This window comes from Pantoea sp. XY16, assembly GCF_025153065.1.
GTDB classification, from domain to species: domain Bacteria; phylum Pseudomonadota; class Gammaproteobacteria; order Enterobacterales; family Enterobacteriaceae; genus Pantoea; species Pantoea alfalfae.
Genome location: NZ_JANZNP010000005.1, coordinates 255,076 through 271,835 on the forward strand (window position 1 = coordinate 255,076; position 16,760 = coordinate 271,835).

Annotated in this window: 14 protein-coding genes; 5 read left to right on the forward strand and 9 right to left on the reverse strand. The window is 54.1% G+C overall.

The features are described 5' to 3' along the window. The first annotated feature begins 54 nt into the window (after window positions 1-54). Window positions 55-1,470: a GABA permease gene (gene gabP / locus N1689_RS08970; protein ID WP_161735729.1), complete on the forward strand. Its 1,416-nt coding sequence runs from the start codon at window positions 55-57 to the stop codon at window positions 1,468-1,470. A gap of 329 nt (window positions 1,471-1,799) precedes the next feature. On the opposite strand, the gene N1689_RS08975 is transcribed toward gabP, so the two are convergent. The 3 genes from N1689_RS08975 to N1689_RS08985 all read right to left on the reverse strand — a co-directional run bounded on the left by N1689_RS08975 (window position 1,800) and on the right by N1689_RS08985 (window position 3,918). Next, the gene (locus N1689_RS08975) at window positions 1,800-2,102 is read right to left on the reverse strand and encodes a type 1 fimbrial protein (protein WP_161735727.1); all 303 of its coding nucleotides are present in this window, start codon (window positions 2,100-2,102) and stop codon (window positions 1,800-1,802) included. Between the two features lie 478 nt (window positions 2,103-2,580). After that, window positions 2,581-3,000 (reverse strand): VOC family protein, encoded by a 420-nt coding sequence (locus tag N1689_RS08980; RefSeq protein WP_253418000.1) that lies wholly within the window; start codon window positions 2,998-3,000, stop codon window positions 2,581-2,583. 36 nt (window positions 3,001-3,036) lie between these two features. Next, complete coding sequence (locus tag N1689_RS08985; protein WP_161735723.1) at window positions 3,037-3,918, reverse strand: LysR family transcriptional regulator; 882 nt, start codon at window positions 3,916-3,918, stop codon at window positions 3,037-3,039. Window positions 3,919-4,064: 146 nt separating this feature from the next. On the opposite strand from N1689_RS08985, the gene N1689_RS08990 reads away from it, so the two are divergent. Then, on the forward strand, window positions 4,065-4,916 hold the full coding sequence (locus tag N1689_RS08990; protein ID WP_161735721.1) for a Vmh family MBL fold metallo-hydrolase: 852 nt from the start codon (window positions 4,065-4,067) through the stop codon (window positions 4,914-4,916). Window positions 4,917-5,008: 92 nt separating this feature from the next. On the opposite strand, the gene N1689_RS08995 is transcribed toward N1689_RS08990, so the two are convergent. After that, window positions 5,009-5,680, reverse strand: a complete 672-nt coding sequence (locus N1689_RS08995) for a hypothetical protein (RefSeq protein WP_161735719.1) — start codon at window positions 5,678-5,680, stop codon at window positions 5,009-5,011. Between the two features lie 288 nt (window positions 5,681-5,968). After that, on the reverse strand, window positions 5,969-6,874 hold the full coding sequence (locus tag N1689_RS09000) for a LysR family transcriptional regulator (RefSeq protein WP_161735717.1): 906 nt from the start codon (window positions 6,872-6,874) through the stop codon (window positions 5,969-5,971). A gap of 97 nt (window positions 6,875-6,971) precedes the next feature. Between N1689_RS09000 and N1689_RS09005 the strand changes: the two genes are divergently transcribed. Further along, window positions 6,972-8,030 (forward strand): SDR family oxidoreductase, encoded by a 1,059-nt coding sequence (locus N1689_RS09005; protein WP_253417997.1) that lies wholly within the window; start codon window positions 6,972-6,974, stop codon window positions 8,028-8,030. A gap of 54 nt (window positions 8,031-8,084) precedes the next feature. Here the strand turns inward: N1689_RS09005 and rluF are convergent, their stop codons facing one another. After that, window positions 8,085-8,963 (reverse strand): 23S rRNA pseudouridine(2604) synthase RluF, encoded by an 879-nt coding sequence (rluF, locus tag N1689_RS09010; protein WP_253417995.1) that lies wholly within the window; start codon window positions 8,961-8,963, stop codon window positions 8,085-8,087. 103 nt (window positions 8,964-9,066) lie between these two features. Beyond that, window positions 9,067-9,537: a GNAT family N-acetyltransferase gene (locus tag N1689_RS09015; RefSeq protein ID WP_161735712.1), complete on the reverse strand. Its 471-nt coding sequence runs from the start codon at window positions 9,535-9,537 to the stop codon at window positions 9,067-9,069. 327 nt (window positions 9,538-9,864) lie between these two features. Here N1689_RS09015 and sfnG point away from each other — a divergent pair, with 327 nt between their 5' ends. Continuing rightward, a complete protein-coding gene (gene sfnG, locus N1689_RS09020) occupies window positions 9,865-10,953 on the forward strand; it encodes a dimethylsulfone monooxygenase SfnG (RefSeq protein ID WP_253417993.1) in 1,089 nt (362 codons plus the stop codon). A gap of 128 nt (window positions 10,954-11,081) precedes the next feature. Here sfnG and N1689_RS09025 read toward each other — a convergent pair whose 3' ends face one another. Together N1689_RS09025 and N1689_RS09030 are read right to left on the reverse strand one after the other, a co-directional pair. Next, window positions 11,082-13,055, reverse strand: coding sequence for an autotransporter outer membrane beta-barrel domain-containing protein (locus N1689_RS09025; protein ID WP_222925597.1), 1,974 nt, complete (start codon window positions 13,053-13,055; stop codon window positions 11,082-11,084). Between the two features lie 194 nt (window positions 13,056-13,249). Further along, window positions 13,250-14,140 carry a MurR/RpiR family transcriptional regulator gene (locus N1689_RS09030; protein ID WP_253417989.1) on the reverse strand — a complete coding sequence of 297 codons (891 nt, stop codon included), beginning with the start codon at window positions 14,138-14,140 and terminating at the stop codon, window positions 13,250-13,252. Window positions 14,141-14,613: 473 nt separating this feature from the next. Between N1689_RS09030 and N1689_RS09035 the strand changes: the two genes are divergently transcribed. Then, window positions 14,614-16,734: a TonB-dependent siderophore receptor gene (locus N1689_RS09035; protein WP_222925599.1), complete on the forward strand. Its 2,121-nt coding sequence runs from the start codon at window positions 14,614-14,616 to the stop codon at window positions 16,732-16,734. Window positions 16,735-16,760 lie beyond the last annotated feature (26 nt).

The window sequence follows — 16,760 nt, forward strand, 5'->3', positions numbered from 1 at the left end:
CCTGTTCCCCTTTCGTCCGGCTATTCAGGCCGGACGTCGCCTGGAGACGTTTACATGACGATGAATCAGAGTGCGAATGAAGATTCGCTGGCTCAAAACCTGAAACCGCGCCACGTGCGTATGCTCTCAATTGCGGGTGTGATTGGCGCAGGGCTGTTTGTCGGCTCCGGCCACGCTATTTCTGAAGCCGGTCCTGCGGTGCTGATCTCTTACGCGGCTGCCGGTGCGCTGGTGGTGTTAATTATGCGGATGCTGGCCGAGATGGCCGTCGCTTCACCCGATTCAGGCTCTTTCTCAACCTATGCGGACAAAGCGCTGGGTCGCTGGGCCGGTTTTACCATCGGCTGGCTCTACTGGTGGTTCTGGGTGCTGGTGATCCCACTTGAAGCCAATGCAGCGGGGACGATTCTGCACGCCTGGTTCCCCGAGGTCGCCATCTGGCAATATACCTTTGCCATCACGTTACTGCTGACCATTACCAACCTGCTCAGCGTTAAAAATTATGGGGAATTTGAGTTCTGGTTTGCGCTGATCAAGGTCGTGGCCATTATCCTGTTTCTGGGTGTGGCGGGGGCGGCAGTATTGGGTCTGCTGCCTGACAGCAACACCAGTGGCCTGTCGCATCTTTATGACACGCACGGGTTTATGCCGAATGGTATGAGTGCGGTTGTAGCGGCCATCCTGACCACGATGTTCTCTTTTATGGGTACCGAAATCGTCACTATTGCCGCTGCCGAGTCTAAAAACCCTGGCAAGCAGATTACCCAGGCAACTAACTCGGTTATCTGGCGCATTGCGCTGTTTTATCTGCTGTCGATTTTCTTTGTGGTCGCACTGGTGCCGTGGAACACGCCTGGCCTGGTTGAACAGGGCTCATGGCAGACGGTATTAACGGCGATGAACATTCCGCATGCCCGGCTGATTGTCGACCTGGTGGTGCTGATGGCGGTGTGCAGCTGTCTTAACTCTGCACTATATACCTCATCGCGCATGCTTTACTCCCTCTCCCGCCGCAAAGATGCGCCTGCTGCTGCTTCACGCACTAATCGCAGCGGCACGCCGTGGGTTGCGGTATTGCTCTCGACCGCTGCTGCGTTTCTGGCAGTAATTGCGAATTACCTTGCGCCAAGTGTCGTGTTTGAGTTTTTACTGGCGACGTCGGGGGCGATTGCGCTGCTGGTCTATCTGGTGATTGCCGTATCGCATCTTGTGCTGCGTAAAAAGCGCGAAAAGGCGGGTGAAGTCCTGAATTACCGGATGTGGCTATTCCCAGGCCTGACGTGGGTAACGATTCTGTTTATCACGACCGTACTTGTGATCATGTTGTTTGACGCGAAGCATCAGGCTGAATTACTGGCAACCTGCGGATTAACACTGTTGATCATTACCACCAGTCTGGTTCTGCGTCGTAAAAAGGAGAAGCGTCAAAGTACGAAGTACTTTACTCAGCGCTCTTCTGATCCTTCGTGATCCCCGGATGTTTTTTATAAAACCATTAAAAACCCACCTTTAGCTATAAAGGTGGGTTTTTATCTTTATCCATTCGGGAACCGGTATAGCGCTTGAGAACACATAAAATAAAAGAGTTTTAATAAATTGTCAGCATCATCAGCCTGCACCTGGAATTCACTCACCTGAATCTCCTGGTGAAGGTGCAGCACATTGTTTCTTGCTGAACAGGTATACGGAAGATTAGACCTTATTATGTCAGGGACTTTATGCTTTATTCACTCTCTGCGAGTTATGACCTGCAGATCGCACTGGGGTTTTCAGGTAAACACTAAAATCCGTTATGGGAATCAGAGATAGCTGACCTCAATAATCCCTTTCGATTTCGCAGGGTTAAACCAGTGCATTTTTACTTCTACAGGCAAGCCAGTCAGGGATTTGGGGTTCATCAGGTCAGCAGTTGTAACGACAGCCTTGCCACGAGCGGGATCATAGCAGTCAAACACAACAGGATTCTGCCCGATATTCATATTACACGAACCGTTCGTTATGGCTCCCCTGAAGATGATAGTACCTGAATTTGGATCTGCACTCGCTGGACCAGCCAGGGTGATCAGCAACGTGGTAAAGCAGAGAGATAAAAATAATTTCATAGTGCGTCCTCCTGAGTATGTATCACCTGTTATCGGCATACATGCCCAAAGATTAAGTGCTGAGTGAAAAAATAAATGTAAATTTTAAACACTTACCCAAATGAAATTCATTACAAAGACAATGTTAAGAATTATCTAATCCAGCTAAGTAACGTGAGTGTAGACCATAGCGTGAAAGATTTTTTCGCCTGGGTTCTTTTTCCTGATGACCTTTTCAGAAAGAAGCCACACCTTCAGCCCCTTTATTTAATCTTTACACTCATTACCATGCTACGCATGGATTTTTTGTTAGCGGATCGGGTAATCATTAATTGTCCTGCTGTAAATGGCAGGCTGAATTTCCTCTACGACTGAAATAAAGCCGGTAAAGTTAAAACATATATTTATTATGACTGAACATTCAAAATAAAATGCAGAATACAGGCGCGTTTTTTACGCTATTTAAGTCATCACTGGTAGTGTCGAAAACGCTTTCAGCTTATTCCAGATACTGGCTAAAGCGCAGCAGATAACCATCTGGATCCTGTACCAGAAACTCCCGCTGGCAGGCGGTTGTCTCGCCGGTGTCATAGTAGTTATCACTCAACGCACGAAAAAGTGGCACGGCATGCTGTTGCAAACCTGTCATTACAGCTTGAATGTCATCGACTTCGATCTGAAAATTAATGCCCCGCCCCAGCGGCCTCTCCAGTTCAGCTGTGTTCCACCCCTGCGGATGGCACTGTTCAATCATCAATTGCGCCTCACCAAAGCAGAGGTATGCGAAGTCAGGATTCTGACGCTGGATCCGCACCTCAAAGCCCAGCACATCGGTGTAAAAATGCAGCGAAACGGCAAAGTCAGTAACGGTCAGTTCTGGCACCATAGGGTTCCAGTACAGTTGTTGATCATCATTCATAAATGTCCCCATCATTCTCAGTTCGATTTCCTCTCATCACCGGCTCTGAATGCTGTTTTGCAGTTCATCCAGCATCAGACGCAGCGCGGCAGACTGGTGCTCACGCGACAGGTAAAGCCCCCAGATACCGATGCGCTGCGGCGCATAATCGGGCAATAACTCAACCAGCTTTCCCGCTTCAAGCGCAGGGCGTGCTTCCAGTTCAGGCACCATCGCTATCCCACAATCTGCAATCGCTGCGTCACATAACAGTGACGAAATGCCCGCACTGAAATTCCCTTTAACGGCGACAGAGATTTTCTCGCCACCAGCCGCCGTGAAATGCCAGCTCTGACCGGCAAAACGACTGTAGTAGAGGCAGTTGTGCTGCGCCAGATCGCCAGGCGTTTGCGGAATGCCTCGCTTCTGCAGATAGACGGGGGAGGCGCAGAGTACAGAGTGACATTCACCGAGACGGCGTGCGATTGCTCCCGGCTCTGGCGCATCGGTGATACGGATGGCGAGGTCGATGCGCTCGCTGATCAGGCTTACCGGCTGATTGTTAATATCCAGTTCGATGCGCAGCGCCGGATAACGATCAAGAAAATCGGGGACGACCGGGCCGACAAGATGAAGCGCCGTAAAATGGGCACAGGCGATGCGTAGCGTTCCGGCTGGAACACTCTGGGTGGTTTCCTGCTGGATCGCTTCTGACAGCAGAGCCAGCTGGCGGGTCTTTTGCAGAATCGCCTCACCGGCAGGCGTCAGGGTCAGCCGGCGCGACGAGCGATGCAGCAGACGCGTTCCCGCCCACTTTTCCATCTCTTCCAGATAACGGCTGACCATCGGCCGCGAGATCCCCAGCGCACGCGAAGCAGCACTCAGGCTACCCAGCTCACATATCCGGTTAAAAACGGCAGCTGCCGTCACTCTGTCCATCCCACTCACCTGTTCGGATTATGAAACTCAGCATCTCTGATTCCGGGAATTCTAACAGATAGCAAGATGCGTAGAATAGCGCTACTGATTCTGCACATCGCCCGATACACCTGCCTGAGTCGGGCATATATCTCTGAGGAATATTAATGAAAACTGCTCTGTTGCCTGTGATACTCGTTCTGGCTTCCGCCTCCGCCAGCGCGGCCACGCTGCAACTGGAAACCTATAATCCGCAGGAGAAAGGTATTTTTGCCGTCTCCTCAACCCTGGTCTCCGGGCCAACCGAAGCAATTCTGTTTGATGCCCAGTTCAGCATCCAGGATGGTGAGAAGCTGGTGGAGATGATTAAAAAGCGTGGTAAAAAGCTGAAGGAGATTGTGATCACCTCGGGCGATCCCGATTTCTACTTCGGTCTGGAGCCGATTGTTAAAGCCTGGCCGGACGTCAAAATCGTTGCCGCACCTGCGGTGGTAAAGCATATCCAGCAGACTCATGACGCCAAGCTGAAATACTGGGGCCCTCAGATGAAACAGGGTGCACCGGATAAAGTCTTTGTGCCAGACGTTACGCATCAGACCCGCTTCAGCGTGGATGGCGAGGCGCTGGAACTGCGTCATCCTGATCAATATGCTGCATACATCTGGATCCCCTCTGTGAGCACCATTCTGGGCGGTACAGCCCTTTCCTCTGGCATCCACGTCTGGACGGCTGACACTCAGACCGTTAAGAGCCGCAGTGAGTGGCGCCATATCCTCACTGAGATGCAGACGCTCAACGCGAAAAATGTTATTCCGGGCCACTATCTGGGTGAGCGTCCAGCCGGCTCACAGGCTGTGGATTTCACCCTGAATTATCTGAAGAGTTTTGAAGCGGCGCTGTCAGAACATAAAACCTCAGCAGCGGTAATTGCCGCCATGAACACCGCCTGGCCAAAACTGGCTGAGCCGGCGTCACTTGAACTCAGCGCGAAAGTGAATACCGGCGAGATGAAGTGGTAAACTTTCAGAGCGGTTCGCTCATAACAGATTGATCCGCCTTACAGCGACCATTCTGTGCGGATGCCAGTGACTGAAAGTAAAATGACCGGGCGCTATCTTTTCATCAGATAGCGCCTGTCGTCACGCGCCTGCAATCGTGCCTCTGCCGGTGTGGGAAAAATATAGTGAAACAGATCGCGGTAAAAACTCAGGTGCTTCAGTAATCCATCCTGAATGGATTTACGAAGGTCTTTAATCAGGAATTCCTGAGTTGTATTGAAGTTAGTCACACTGAAAAAGGTTTTGTCATAGACGTTGACCACCCCTTCCCATTTCATCACCTGCTCTTCCGGAGACGCGCCTTCCGAGGCGACAAACATCCCTTTATGAGATTTCACCCCCTGTTTACTCACATAGGTGGTTAAGGCGTCATAGCTGCGCTTGTTGCGCCAGCGACAGAATTCATAAGGCACATCGTAATGTGGTAGTACAAAGTCCGGGCTGCGAAAATGTTCATCGCCGATCAATCCATCCAGGGTGACTGTGAAATGAAGGAAGTCCTGCAGGAAGTCGAACTGACGAGTTTTGGTGAGCGTGATATTAATGCTGTAGTGACCAGCCTGCACATACCAGTAATTTGTAAAGCCGGTTACCAGAATACAGAATGCCTGCCAGTCACTGAGTCTTCTGTCGCCCGCCAGCCCCCTGAAACGGCTGATCATCATCCGTGATTTGGGATGCTGATACGCTTTCAGCAGCGGATCGTTCATACCTTTCAGTAACATCAGGCACACTCCTTGATAGATTGCGCTTATCCTGCCACGCCCTGATGAGGGTGAAAAGTGTCGTTGGTCTGAATGTGAACCTTTTAAAAAATCTGGCTTATGGTGGCAAAAGCACTGTCTGATTAGGCGTAAGAGAAGGCTGAGTTAACCCGCCGGGCATCGGATACCAGGCGCATGTGTGAAAGAATGCGCTGCACACCATCCGGACGGTCATATCAGAGCTTTGCGAGGGTTTTAAGCGTTTCCGGGTTTTGCTGCACCCTGCGAATTAATAAAATCGCCTGGGCATCAGATCTGGCTCTGCCCTGATCCCTGCATCAACACCTCACTTAACCGTCCGACCAGCTTACGGACCTTATAAGGAATAAAACGGGCATCCGGGAATAGGGCATAGAGATAACGGTCGGGCATTCGCCAGTCCGGTAACACCCGCACCAGTCGGCCGGAGGCCAGCGCGTCTGCGCCAGGCAGCGTCTGTAAGCCGCCGATACCGAGGCCTGCTTCAAGGGCCTGCATCAAGGCATCGCTGTTATTAGACCGAAACACGCTTTCTACCGGAACAGAGACTTTCGCGGTCGCAGAAACCAGCTGCAGCGGCGCATCAGTCGCTATACCACTAAAACGTATATGCGGATAGCGCATAAGGTCATCGGGCGTCTGCGGCGGGCCGTTGCGCGCTATCCACTCAGGGGAAGCCACCAGCACGGTTTCAATCGTGGCGAGCGAACGGGCAGCCAGCGTGGCAGGTGGCGACTCGCTGACACGAACCGCCACGTCAACGCCTTCCACGATGAGGTCCGACAGGCGATCCTCCAGCGCAATATTCAGACGCAGCGCAGGATGCACCTGCTGGAAAGCGATCAGATGCGGCATCAGCCGCTGCCCGATGCCGCTCGGCAACTGAATATGCACTCTGCCATGAAGCGGCTGCGATTCAGGCCGTAGTTGCTGCTCCAGTTCGTCCATCGCACCAAGCAGCTGCCTGACCTGTTGCAGATAATGGTGACCCGGCTCAGTTAACGCCATGGTTCGCGTGGTGCGATGCAGGAGCACCACGCCCAGTGCCTCCTCCAGTGCGGCGATCTGCTGGCTAACAGCCGACTGCTTCATGCCGTTTTGCCGTGCTGCCGCCGAAAAGGAGCCCGCTTCCGCCACCCGGATGAAGGTCTGCATCGCAGTCAGTTTGTTCTGCATTTATAGATTTTCCTGATAAGTGATATCCGGTTACGGGGATTTAATCAGAATTTTACACAGGTGAGAATGCGGCTTCTTTCTTAATCGGATAGCGATCATGAAAACGACACAGGGTAAAAAGGTTGCGCTGGTGGCGGGTGCCAGCGGGATTGTGGGTCAGCAACTGAGTCAGGCACTGGTAGCAGACCACTGGCAGGTCAAGGCACTGACGCATCGGTCAGACTTTGCAGTCAGCGGAACAGAGATTATAGCGGTCGATCTGCGCGATAGTCAGCAGTGCCAGCAACGGCTGGCATCACTCACCGACGTCACGCATATCTTTTACAGCGCCTGGCTGAACGCTTCTGACTGGGGAACGATGGTCGGACCAAATCTTGCCATGCTGCAAAATCTGGTTCAGACCATGGAGGATGTCGCCCCACTTGAGCATGTCAGTCTGATGCAGGGATACAAGGTGTATGGCGCCCATCTCGGACGCTTTAAAACGCCGGCGCGGGAAAGCGATCCTGGTGTACCGGGTGCTGAGTTTAACGCCGCGCAGCTGAACTGGCTGAGCGCACAACAGCATGGTAAAGCCTGGCACTGGAGTGCGCTGCGGCCCGGTGTGGTCGGCAGTGACAGGCCGGGCAACAGCATGAACCTGGCGCTGAGCCTGGCGCTCTACGCTTCAATCTGTCGCGCGGCGCGGCTGCCCTTACGCTTTCCCGGTTCGCCAGAAACCTGGCAGAGTATGGTCGATTTTACCGATGCCACTCTGCTGGCCGACGCGACGATCTGGGCCGCACGCACTTCTGACGCACGCAATCAGGCCTTTAATATCAATAATGGCGATCTCTGGCGCTGGAGTGAGCTATGGCCGGTCATTGCAGCCTGGTTTGAACTGGAGATCGCGCCGCCGGTTTCGCTGTCGTTCCGGCAACTATTTCAGGATTATCGTGCGCTGTGGCGGGAAATCGCCGGGGATAACACATTAGTTGAAGCAGATATTCTGGCACTGAGTGACGGCGCTTTCGCTGATTTTATTTTTGGCTGGAACTACGACATGTTTGGCGACGGCAGCAAACTGCGGCGGGCGGGCTTTCACGGTTATCGCGCGACGGATGAGATGTTCTGCGATCTGTTTGCCCGCTTTCGGGCGGCGCGCGTTATTCCGTGATGCGCCCGTGAAAGCACAGAGGGCGAGAATATCGCTCTCTGCATCGGACTGGGTTTAGCGCCCTTTCTTCTTCCGTCCCGGCTGGACAAAGCGCTTGCGCGAGGCGCCAGCCGCATCCGCTTTTTCAGCAGGTTTCGCACCGCTCTTCTGCGGTTTTTTTGCGGCCGACGTTTTAGCCGGAGCTTTAGCTTTCTTCGCGGGTTTATCTTCTGAAGAGGAGTTCTCCAGCAGTTTAAACAGCTCAACGAGTTCGTCATCGGTGAGGTCGCGCCATTCCCCGAGCGGTAATCCCTTGAGATTGACGTTCATGATACGGGTGCGCTCAAGCTTCGTGACTTCAAAGCCGAAATGCTTACACATGCGACGGATCTGGCGATTCAGACCCTGGACCAGCGTAATACGGAAGACAAATGGCGCTTCCTTTTTCACTTTGCACTTTTTGGTCACCGTGCCCAGCATCGGCACGCCTGCGCTCATTCCGGCAATAAACTCATCGGTGATTGGCTTGTCGACCGTAACGACATACTCTTTTTCGTGGTTGTTACCGGCCCGCAGGATCTTGTTGACCAGATCACCGTGGTTGGTAAGGAAAATCAGGCCCTGAGAATCTTTGTCGAGGCGACCAATCGGGAAGACGCGCTTGCTGTGATTGACGAAATCGCTGATGTTATCGCGCTCGCCCTCTTCCATGGTGGTGATAATCCCCACCGGCTTATTCAGGGCAATCAGCACCAGATCGTCTTCATCGCGCGGCTCGATAAGCTGACCATTGACCTTCACCACATCGCCTGCAAATACCTGCGCGCCTACAGTGGCGCGTTTGCCGTTAATAAAAACGTTGCCCTGCTCGATGTAACGATCGGCGTCACGACGGGAGCAGATGCCGCTCTCGCTGATGTATTTATTAAGACGAGTTGATGATTCAGTCAGCATGATTCCTCCAAAAAACGCGGACTATACCTTACCGGCGGGGGCTTGCGAAGTCTTTGCACCGGAAACTTTTGCTCAGCTTTGCCAGCCTGACGGCAGCGGGCATTCACAGATCAATCGCCATCTCAGTACAGCGCAAATCGCTGCCCGCCAGCTTTGACGGATAGAAACTTTCGCCCAGCGGGTGGAAGCCATGCTGCTGGTAAAAGCCCACGGCGTTCGGCGTCGAAGCGAGTGTCAACCGGTGGTAGCCACGCTGCAGCGCCTCCGCTTTGATGGTGTCGATGATCAGCCCAGCCATTCCCTGTCCGGTAAATGCGGGCAGGGTAAAAATGGCTTCCACGCTGGCGGCGGCAAGGTCCAGCGATCCGGTAGCAACCGGCACGCCGTCCGGGCCATCAATCACGAAGAAGGGATTGGCGCGGATCATCGCAGGAAAGCTGGCGGGCATGCGGTCCGGCGTCCAGGCGGCGAGCACGTCGGGTGGATAAGCATGCTGGCAGCCATGGCGGAGTGCCTGATTTCGGATATTCCATAAACGATACGCCTCTTCAGGCGATGCCTGTCTGACTATCATGATCCCCTCCGGTTCTCATCGCGTCGCGCTTCGCTACGTTATCACAGCCCGTTCCCGGTAACTGACATTCTGGCACTGTTGATGTCAATAGCGTGATGGCAGTCATTCACCGTTCACCGATTTGTCCAGGCATTGCTGCTGCATTAGCAACCCGGTTGTTTCAACCGTGCCGCATTTGCAACACGCCCAGCTCGCCTTTAGCCGTTTACTTCCATAAAAACAGTAGCTTATTTTATGGCACGGTTAGTGCTTAGCCTTTTCTTTTATATCTTAAAGTTTGGAAAAATTAACTATTCCATTAATCCAGCTATATGCCAGGAGAAAACCATGTCACTGAACCAACCTTTACAGTTCGCCTACTGGGTGCCGAATGTCTCGGGCGGACTGGTGATCAGTCAGATAGAACAGCGAACCCGCTGGGATGCTGCCTACAACCGTAAACTGGCGCAAATCGCCGAACAGGCGGGTTTTGATTATGCGCTGACGCAGATCCGGTTTACTGCCGGGTATGGCGCAGACAATCAGCATGAATCCGTCACCTTCTCGCAGGATCTGCTCAGTCACACCTCGAAGTTAAAAGTGATCGCCGCGCTGCTGCCTGGCCCGTGGAATCCGGTATTAGCCGCAAAGCAGATCGCCACCATCAGCCATCTCTATGGGCCACGTATCGCCGTTAACATTGTCAGCGGCTGGTTCCGGGGCGAATTCAAAGCGATTGGTGAACCCTGGCTCGATCACGAAGAGCGCTATCTGCGTTCCGAAGAGTTTATTCGCTGCCTGCAAGGCATCTGGCGCGAAGAGAACTTTACCTTTGCAGGTGATTTTTATCGCTTTCGCGATTACGCCATGAAACCTAAGCCACTGTCTCCGTTACCGGAAATTTTCCAGGGTGGCAGCTCACGTGCGGCGCGTGACATGGCTTCCCGGGTGTCAGACTGGTATTTCACTAATGGGAATACGCCGGACGGTGTCCGTCTGCAGATCGCGGATATCCGTGAAAAAGCAGCACGCAATCAACATCAGGTCAGAGTCGGACTGAATGGATTTGTGATTGCGCGTGAAAGTGAACAGCAGGCGCAGGCGGTGCTTCAGGAGATCATCAGCAAAGCCAACCCGGATGCGGTGAAAGGCTTCCAGCATGAGGTCAAAAATGCAGGCAGTGCCTCACCTGAAGGAGAGGGAAACTGGGCGAAATCGTCGTTTGAAGATCTGGTGCAGTACAACGACGGCTTCAAAACCAATCTGATTGGCCCCCCCCAGCAGATTGCTGAACGGATTATCGAACTTAAGCAGGCCGGTGTCGATCTGCTGCTGCTGGCGTTTCTGCACTTTCACGAAGAGGTGGAGTTCTTTGGTCGCGAAGTAATACCGCGCGTTCGTGAGCTGGAGGCGCAGGCGGCACTGATCGAAGCGTGAAAACCACACGCCAGGGCGAGTTTAACGCTCCGTCGCCGCGGCGTAATGAATAACGCGCAACATCGTCTGCCGCACCATTTCAGACAGCGGTAGACGATCTCTGCACGGCCTTTTGATACAGCTATCATTTAAAAACGGGCGTTAAGTCCGACGTTCCATGTCACCTGGTGATAGTCGCTGTTACCTGTCACCGATGAAACGCCAGCAAATGCGTTCACCGATGTGCCAATGGGCACGCTTGCGCCCAGAGCCATATTGATCCAGTTATCATCCCGTGAGCCACTGCTGCGGGTAAAGGCAGTGCGGGTCGATTTCAGTCCGGCGGTAACAGCAGAGTCGCTGTCGCCGAACTGATGGTTGTAACTGACCTGCGCCCAGGGATTAATCACTAAATCTTTACTGTCGATACGCCAGCCAACTGACCCGATTTGAGAATGCAGTGTCTGGTCGCCAAAGCGCATCGAGGTGCTGCTGTTCCCTTCTTCTCTGTAGCCATCAATCTGGGTGTAGTCGAGCGCATAGCTGGCCATCGGGCCGGTGGAGACATAGCGGCCCAGCGGTAAGTCCCAGCCGGTCTGCACCCGCATCCCCAGCACTTTGCCGTCGCTGCTGCCCTTCTCCGTACGGGTCGCCGGTCCCAGCCTGACCTTACGCTCAATATCATCAAAGTTCAGATCGGCATAATGGGCATCTGCATTAATCCATCCTCGATCCAGATAATTTAATTGGCTCCACAGCGCCACCAGATTGCCGCGTAAACGATAATCAAAGCGCGACGAGGGATCCTGCCGTTGCGAGGTAGTGGAGAGCATTGCACCGGCCTGCCAGTGATCGGACAGCTGATAGCCCACTCCTACGGTGCCGGTAGCGCTTGTTGCATCACCGTCCAGCAGGCTGTCGCTGCGGAAATCTCGCTGCTGTCCGGCATAGCCACCGAAAACCGTAAACTCTCCGGCGCTGGCGGGCTGCTGACGCTGCTGTTGCAGATGTCCATCCAGCGTATTCTGCGCATCCCCCACCAGCATCGATGGTGCCTGACTCAGCGCGGCCACCTGCAGCGGCGCACTCAGCACCGACTCAATATAATCGGCGATCAGCGCATGCACTGCCGGGCTGGGATGCAACCGGTCGGCAAACAGATACTGTTGCGATTGTGAAAATCCTGGCGTTGAGGCGGTGCAGTCCATTGATGAGACGCCGGGCGGACAGGCCATGCCGGCCGTGTTGCTGAGTCCATACAGGCGCGGGTTATCGATCACCTCATTAAACAGGCCATTGATATCCACCCGCGCGATATTGCCGCGTGCCGCCACCAGCCCCTGCTCTTCAGCCTGGTTGTAACGGTCGGTGAGGGCTGCCGCCTCCTGACTCAGCAACTGCCAGGCGGCAAACAGCTGTTGTGCAAGCGCATCGCGGATCAGCGGAATAGAAGTGACCTGACCAGCTGCTTCGTTAAGCGCGGTTTCAATTGCCTGCTCTCTGGCGGCGCGGTCAGGCGTGGCGGTGGTACTCAGCGACTGAAACAGCGCCGCCGTGGCAGGCTGGGCGGCCGGCCCCAGCACCTGCAGAATCGCCTGAAGCAGCGCGGGCGTCGCTCCGACGTTTGGCACCGTCGGAACGATGACCGTGCCGGCCCCGGCATCCAGCAAACGACTGACCTGTGAGGCCGCGGCACTGGCACTGTTATCCACGATCTGCTGTGCAGCGAGCGGCGCAAGGGCTGCCGCCGCTAAGTCATTGCCGCCAATCCAGTGAATATAGAGTCCGTCAGAATCGGCTCGTCCGTCGCGCGTCGCAAGGTAATTATCCAGCTGATCCTGCGTATTAAACATGGGATTTATCGCCGGTACCGCAACGGCGCCACCTTCGGCATAGTTGCTTCCGCCCTGGGATGAGGGGCGCAGAGTGTCACCCAGCGACTGCGCTACGATCTCGTCATAGAGCGGATGGGTCGCACCATCATAAGTAAAGCGTCCTACGTTGCCGCCATCACTCAGGCTGTCACCAAATACGGTAAGGTCACTCCATGCCATCGCAGGCAGCGGCGACAGGAGGCTCAGGGTGGCACAACAGAAAAGGTATTGCGCGTGAAGGGGTTTCATCAGCAGCTCCGCACAAAAAAAGTAAAGTGAGAAAGAGTAAAAGCCGCACCCGGAGGCGCAGCACGCTGTAAGCGTAGTCGCCCTGATAAACGGGCTGATGAAAAGACGCGATCGCGCTCGCAAAGCGGGAAAATTTGACTTAAAGGTGAGCCCGTTTTTACCGGAAAATTCCGGTCACGGCTTAATCCTGCAGATTACTTTTTGCTGGCGGGTTTCAGCCCGCGATAGAGATCCTGTAGCCGTTTCATGGTTTTAACGGTGCGCTGCGGCAGCGTCGAAGCAACTGACAGGATTAGCATCTCCAGACAGACCATTATGGTGCCGTGCAGCGGAATGCGCCCCTTCTCACCACCGCGAGGCACGTTGATCACCACATCCGCCTCACGCGCAAAAAAAGAGTCGGTGGCGTTGGTCAGCAGGATAATCGGGATATTCAGCCGTTTCGCTTCGCGCACCACGGTGGTCCCTTCCCGGTGCGCCGATTGCTGCGCCATCATTATCAGCACGTCGCCACGCTGCAGCGCCAGCATCTGCTCTGCCAGCGCAATGCCGGCGCGATTAAGCGAAAAGGCGGGCAGACCGATACGGTTCAGCAGCCGCACGCTGTAGTCCGCCAGAATCCCTGAGGCGTTAATGCCAAAAATAGCCACTTCCCGCGCTTCACTCAGCAGCGCCACGGCGTCTGCCACCGCCACCCGGTTCTGCGGCTGCGACAGCACCTCACAGGCGTGCCGGTGGCCCGCCAGTACAAAGTCGATGGCACTGTTTACGTCACTGGTCACCTCACTGACAGTAGTGAACATCTTATCTTCCGAGGTCAGCGAGGGACCAAACCAGGCTCTGAGCGTCTGTTTGAGATCGCGCAGTCCGCTGAATCCGAGCGCCTGAATGGCGCGGATCACGGTGGCATCAGACGTGTGATTCGCGACGGCGATCTCCATCGCAGTACTTTCGAGCACCGTTTCGCGCTGTTGATCGATATAACGTGCCACAGCCAGCAGACGAGGAGAAAGCTGCTTTTCGCGGGCGCGCAGACGCTCTGCCACCACATCCACTCTGTTTTTAACTGGCCGGTTCTGTTTCATGCTGTTCCTGCTGCTGGTGTTTAAGGTCCGAAAGGCTGATTACCGATCTGATTAATGGAGGATATTCCACGGTCAGAAATTGTAGTGAAAGCGTAATTCTATTCTGAGTTTGACCTGCAAATGATAGGGATTTAAGCGTATCCTGTCATCTCGCCATGAAATAATAATCATTATTTTCAACGAAATAAACTCATCACCTGGACTGTAAGTCAGTAAATATCGATACAGCAGAAATGTAGTAAATTCTGTTCAAATTATGTTTACTACTACTTTGTTGGATGTTTGAATGATTCTCAATTACAGATGAGAAGCATTGTCGTCCGGTCAGCGCAATGATGTCTGAACCCGAATGCCGTTCTCTTCTGCTTAAAGCGCTGCATATTGCAGACCACCTCCAGGGAAGCCCTGTATGACAGCCAGTCATCAGAGCGAATTTGCTTCAGAAACTGCCAGTAACAGATACGAAAAGAAAAATGAAAAACAAAGACTCACGATATCCGGCCCGACACCCCGCTCTGGTCGTGGCAATTTGCGGCAGCATGATGCTGCCACAGGTCAGCGCAGCAGCCAACACAGCACCGGATATGACCGTGACCGCCGATGCTGACTCAGAGGGAAATTACAGCGCCAGCGAGAGCAGCGTCGCCAGTAAAATGCCAACCGCTCGGCTTGATGAGGTGCAGTCGGTCAGCGTGGTCACGCAGCAGCAACTGGACGATTACCAGGCAAGCTCATTGGCGGATGCGATGCGCTTTGTCAGCGGCGTTTCAGAAGCTAACACGCTGGCTGGCACCGAAGATGGCTTCGTTCGACGCGGTTTTGGCAGTAATGCCGATGGGTCGGTCTACCGGGATGGCATTCGCAGCAGTCAGGGACTCAATTTTGATGCCACAACCGAACGAGTTGAGGTGCTGAAAGGCTCCTCTTCGCTGCTCTACGGCATTCAGAATCCGGGTGGCATTATCAATGTGGTCAGCAAAAAGCCGCAATACAGCTGGCACTCCAGCGTTAGCGGACGCAACGCCAGTGAAGGCGGCGGTGCAGGCACGCTGGATGTCACCGGCCCGCTGGGCAATGGCTTTGCCTTCCGGCTGATCGCCGAAAAGCAGAATCAGGATTACTGGCGCAACTTTGGCAGCGAAGAACACACGCTGCTGGCACCCTCTCTGCAATGGTTTGGCGAGCAGGCCAGCTTTCTGATCAGCTATGCCGACTACCGTTATGACATTCCCTACGACCGCGGCACGGCCTTTATCGACGGCAAGCCGATCGATATTGCTTACAAAGATCGTCTGGATGACAAAGCTAATCACGCCTGGGGTCACAACAAAACCCTGAATGCCCACTATGACTGGCAGTTTAATGATGAGTGGCGCACCCGGCTCACCCTGGGCTGGAATCAGCGGCGTTATGACAACGATGAGGTGCGCGTAACGGCGGTCAATGCCAGCACTGGCGTAGTAACACGTCGTGCCGATGCCAACCGTGGGTTTAACCACAAAACCAAATATGTGAGCTGGGATCTGCTGGGCAATCCGGAGATTCTGGGCATGCAGCACGCGCTGGTGGCAGGCACCGACTATGAGATGAATCAGACTTATCGCGCCCATCAGTATCAGGGCAAGGTTAACCGCCAGTTCAACTACTTCAATCCCGACTATGACATCCTGTCACCGGTCACGGACACCAGCACCGAAAATAGCGCAGCAGCCAATAACCTGAACCGTATTCATAGCCGATCGCTCTACGCCAAAGACACTATTTCACTCACACAGGACTGGATTGTGGTGCTGGGCGGCCGTTATCAGCATTATGAACAGCGCGCCTCCCGCGGCGTTAATCCCCAGTCAGAAATCCTGAACGATGAGGGCAATAAGTTTCTGCCACAGGCCGGGGTGATCTACAAACTCACGCCTGACCTCTCTTTCTACACCAGCGTCAGCAAGTCGTTCACGCCGTCAACCGACGTGGATGATGATGGCAATGTCGGCAAGCCGGAGCAGGGCACCAGCTGGGAAGTCGGCAGCAAATGGCAGCTATCGCCAAAACTGCTGGCAACAGTGGCGCTCTACCGGATTGATGAAAAAGCGATGTCGCTGAATATTAATGGCAGCACGCGGGCCATTGATAAAGCCCGATCGACCGGCGCTGAGTTTGAGCTGAATGGCGAAATTGCACCCGGCTGGGATTTGAGTGCGAACTACAGCTATGATCAGGCAGAGATCGTCAGCGATCGGGTGAATCCGGATAACAATGGCAATCGGCTGCAGAATGCGCCGCGTCATGCCGGTGCGCTTTACCTGAGTCATGAGCTGCAGGTCAGTGGCCTGCCCGGCACGTTCCGGCTCGGCGGCGGTACGCGCTATGTCGGCAGCCGTGCGGGCGATCCCGATAACAGTTTCACCCTGCCCGACTATGTAGTGGCAGACAGCTTCGTAGCGTGGAACAACCGGCTGTTTGGTGAAAAAACCCAGCTGCGTCTGAATATCAATAATCTGTTTAATCAGCACTACTACAGTTCAAGCGGCGGCAATCTGCGCGTCCGTGAAGGCGAAACCCGTAATCTGATGGTACAGGCCCGTGTGGAATTTTAACTCGCTACGCTCAGTGCTGCTGACGA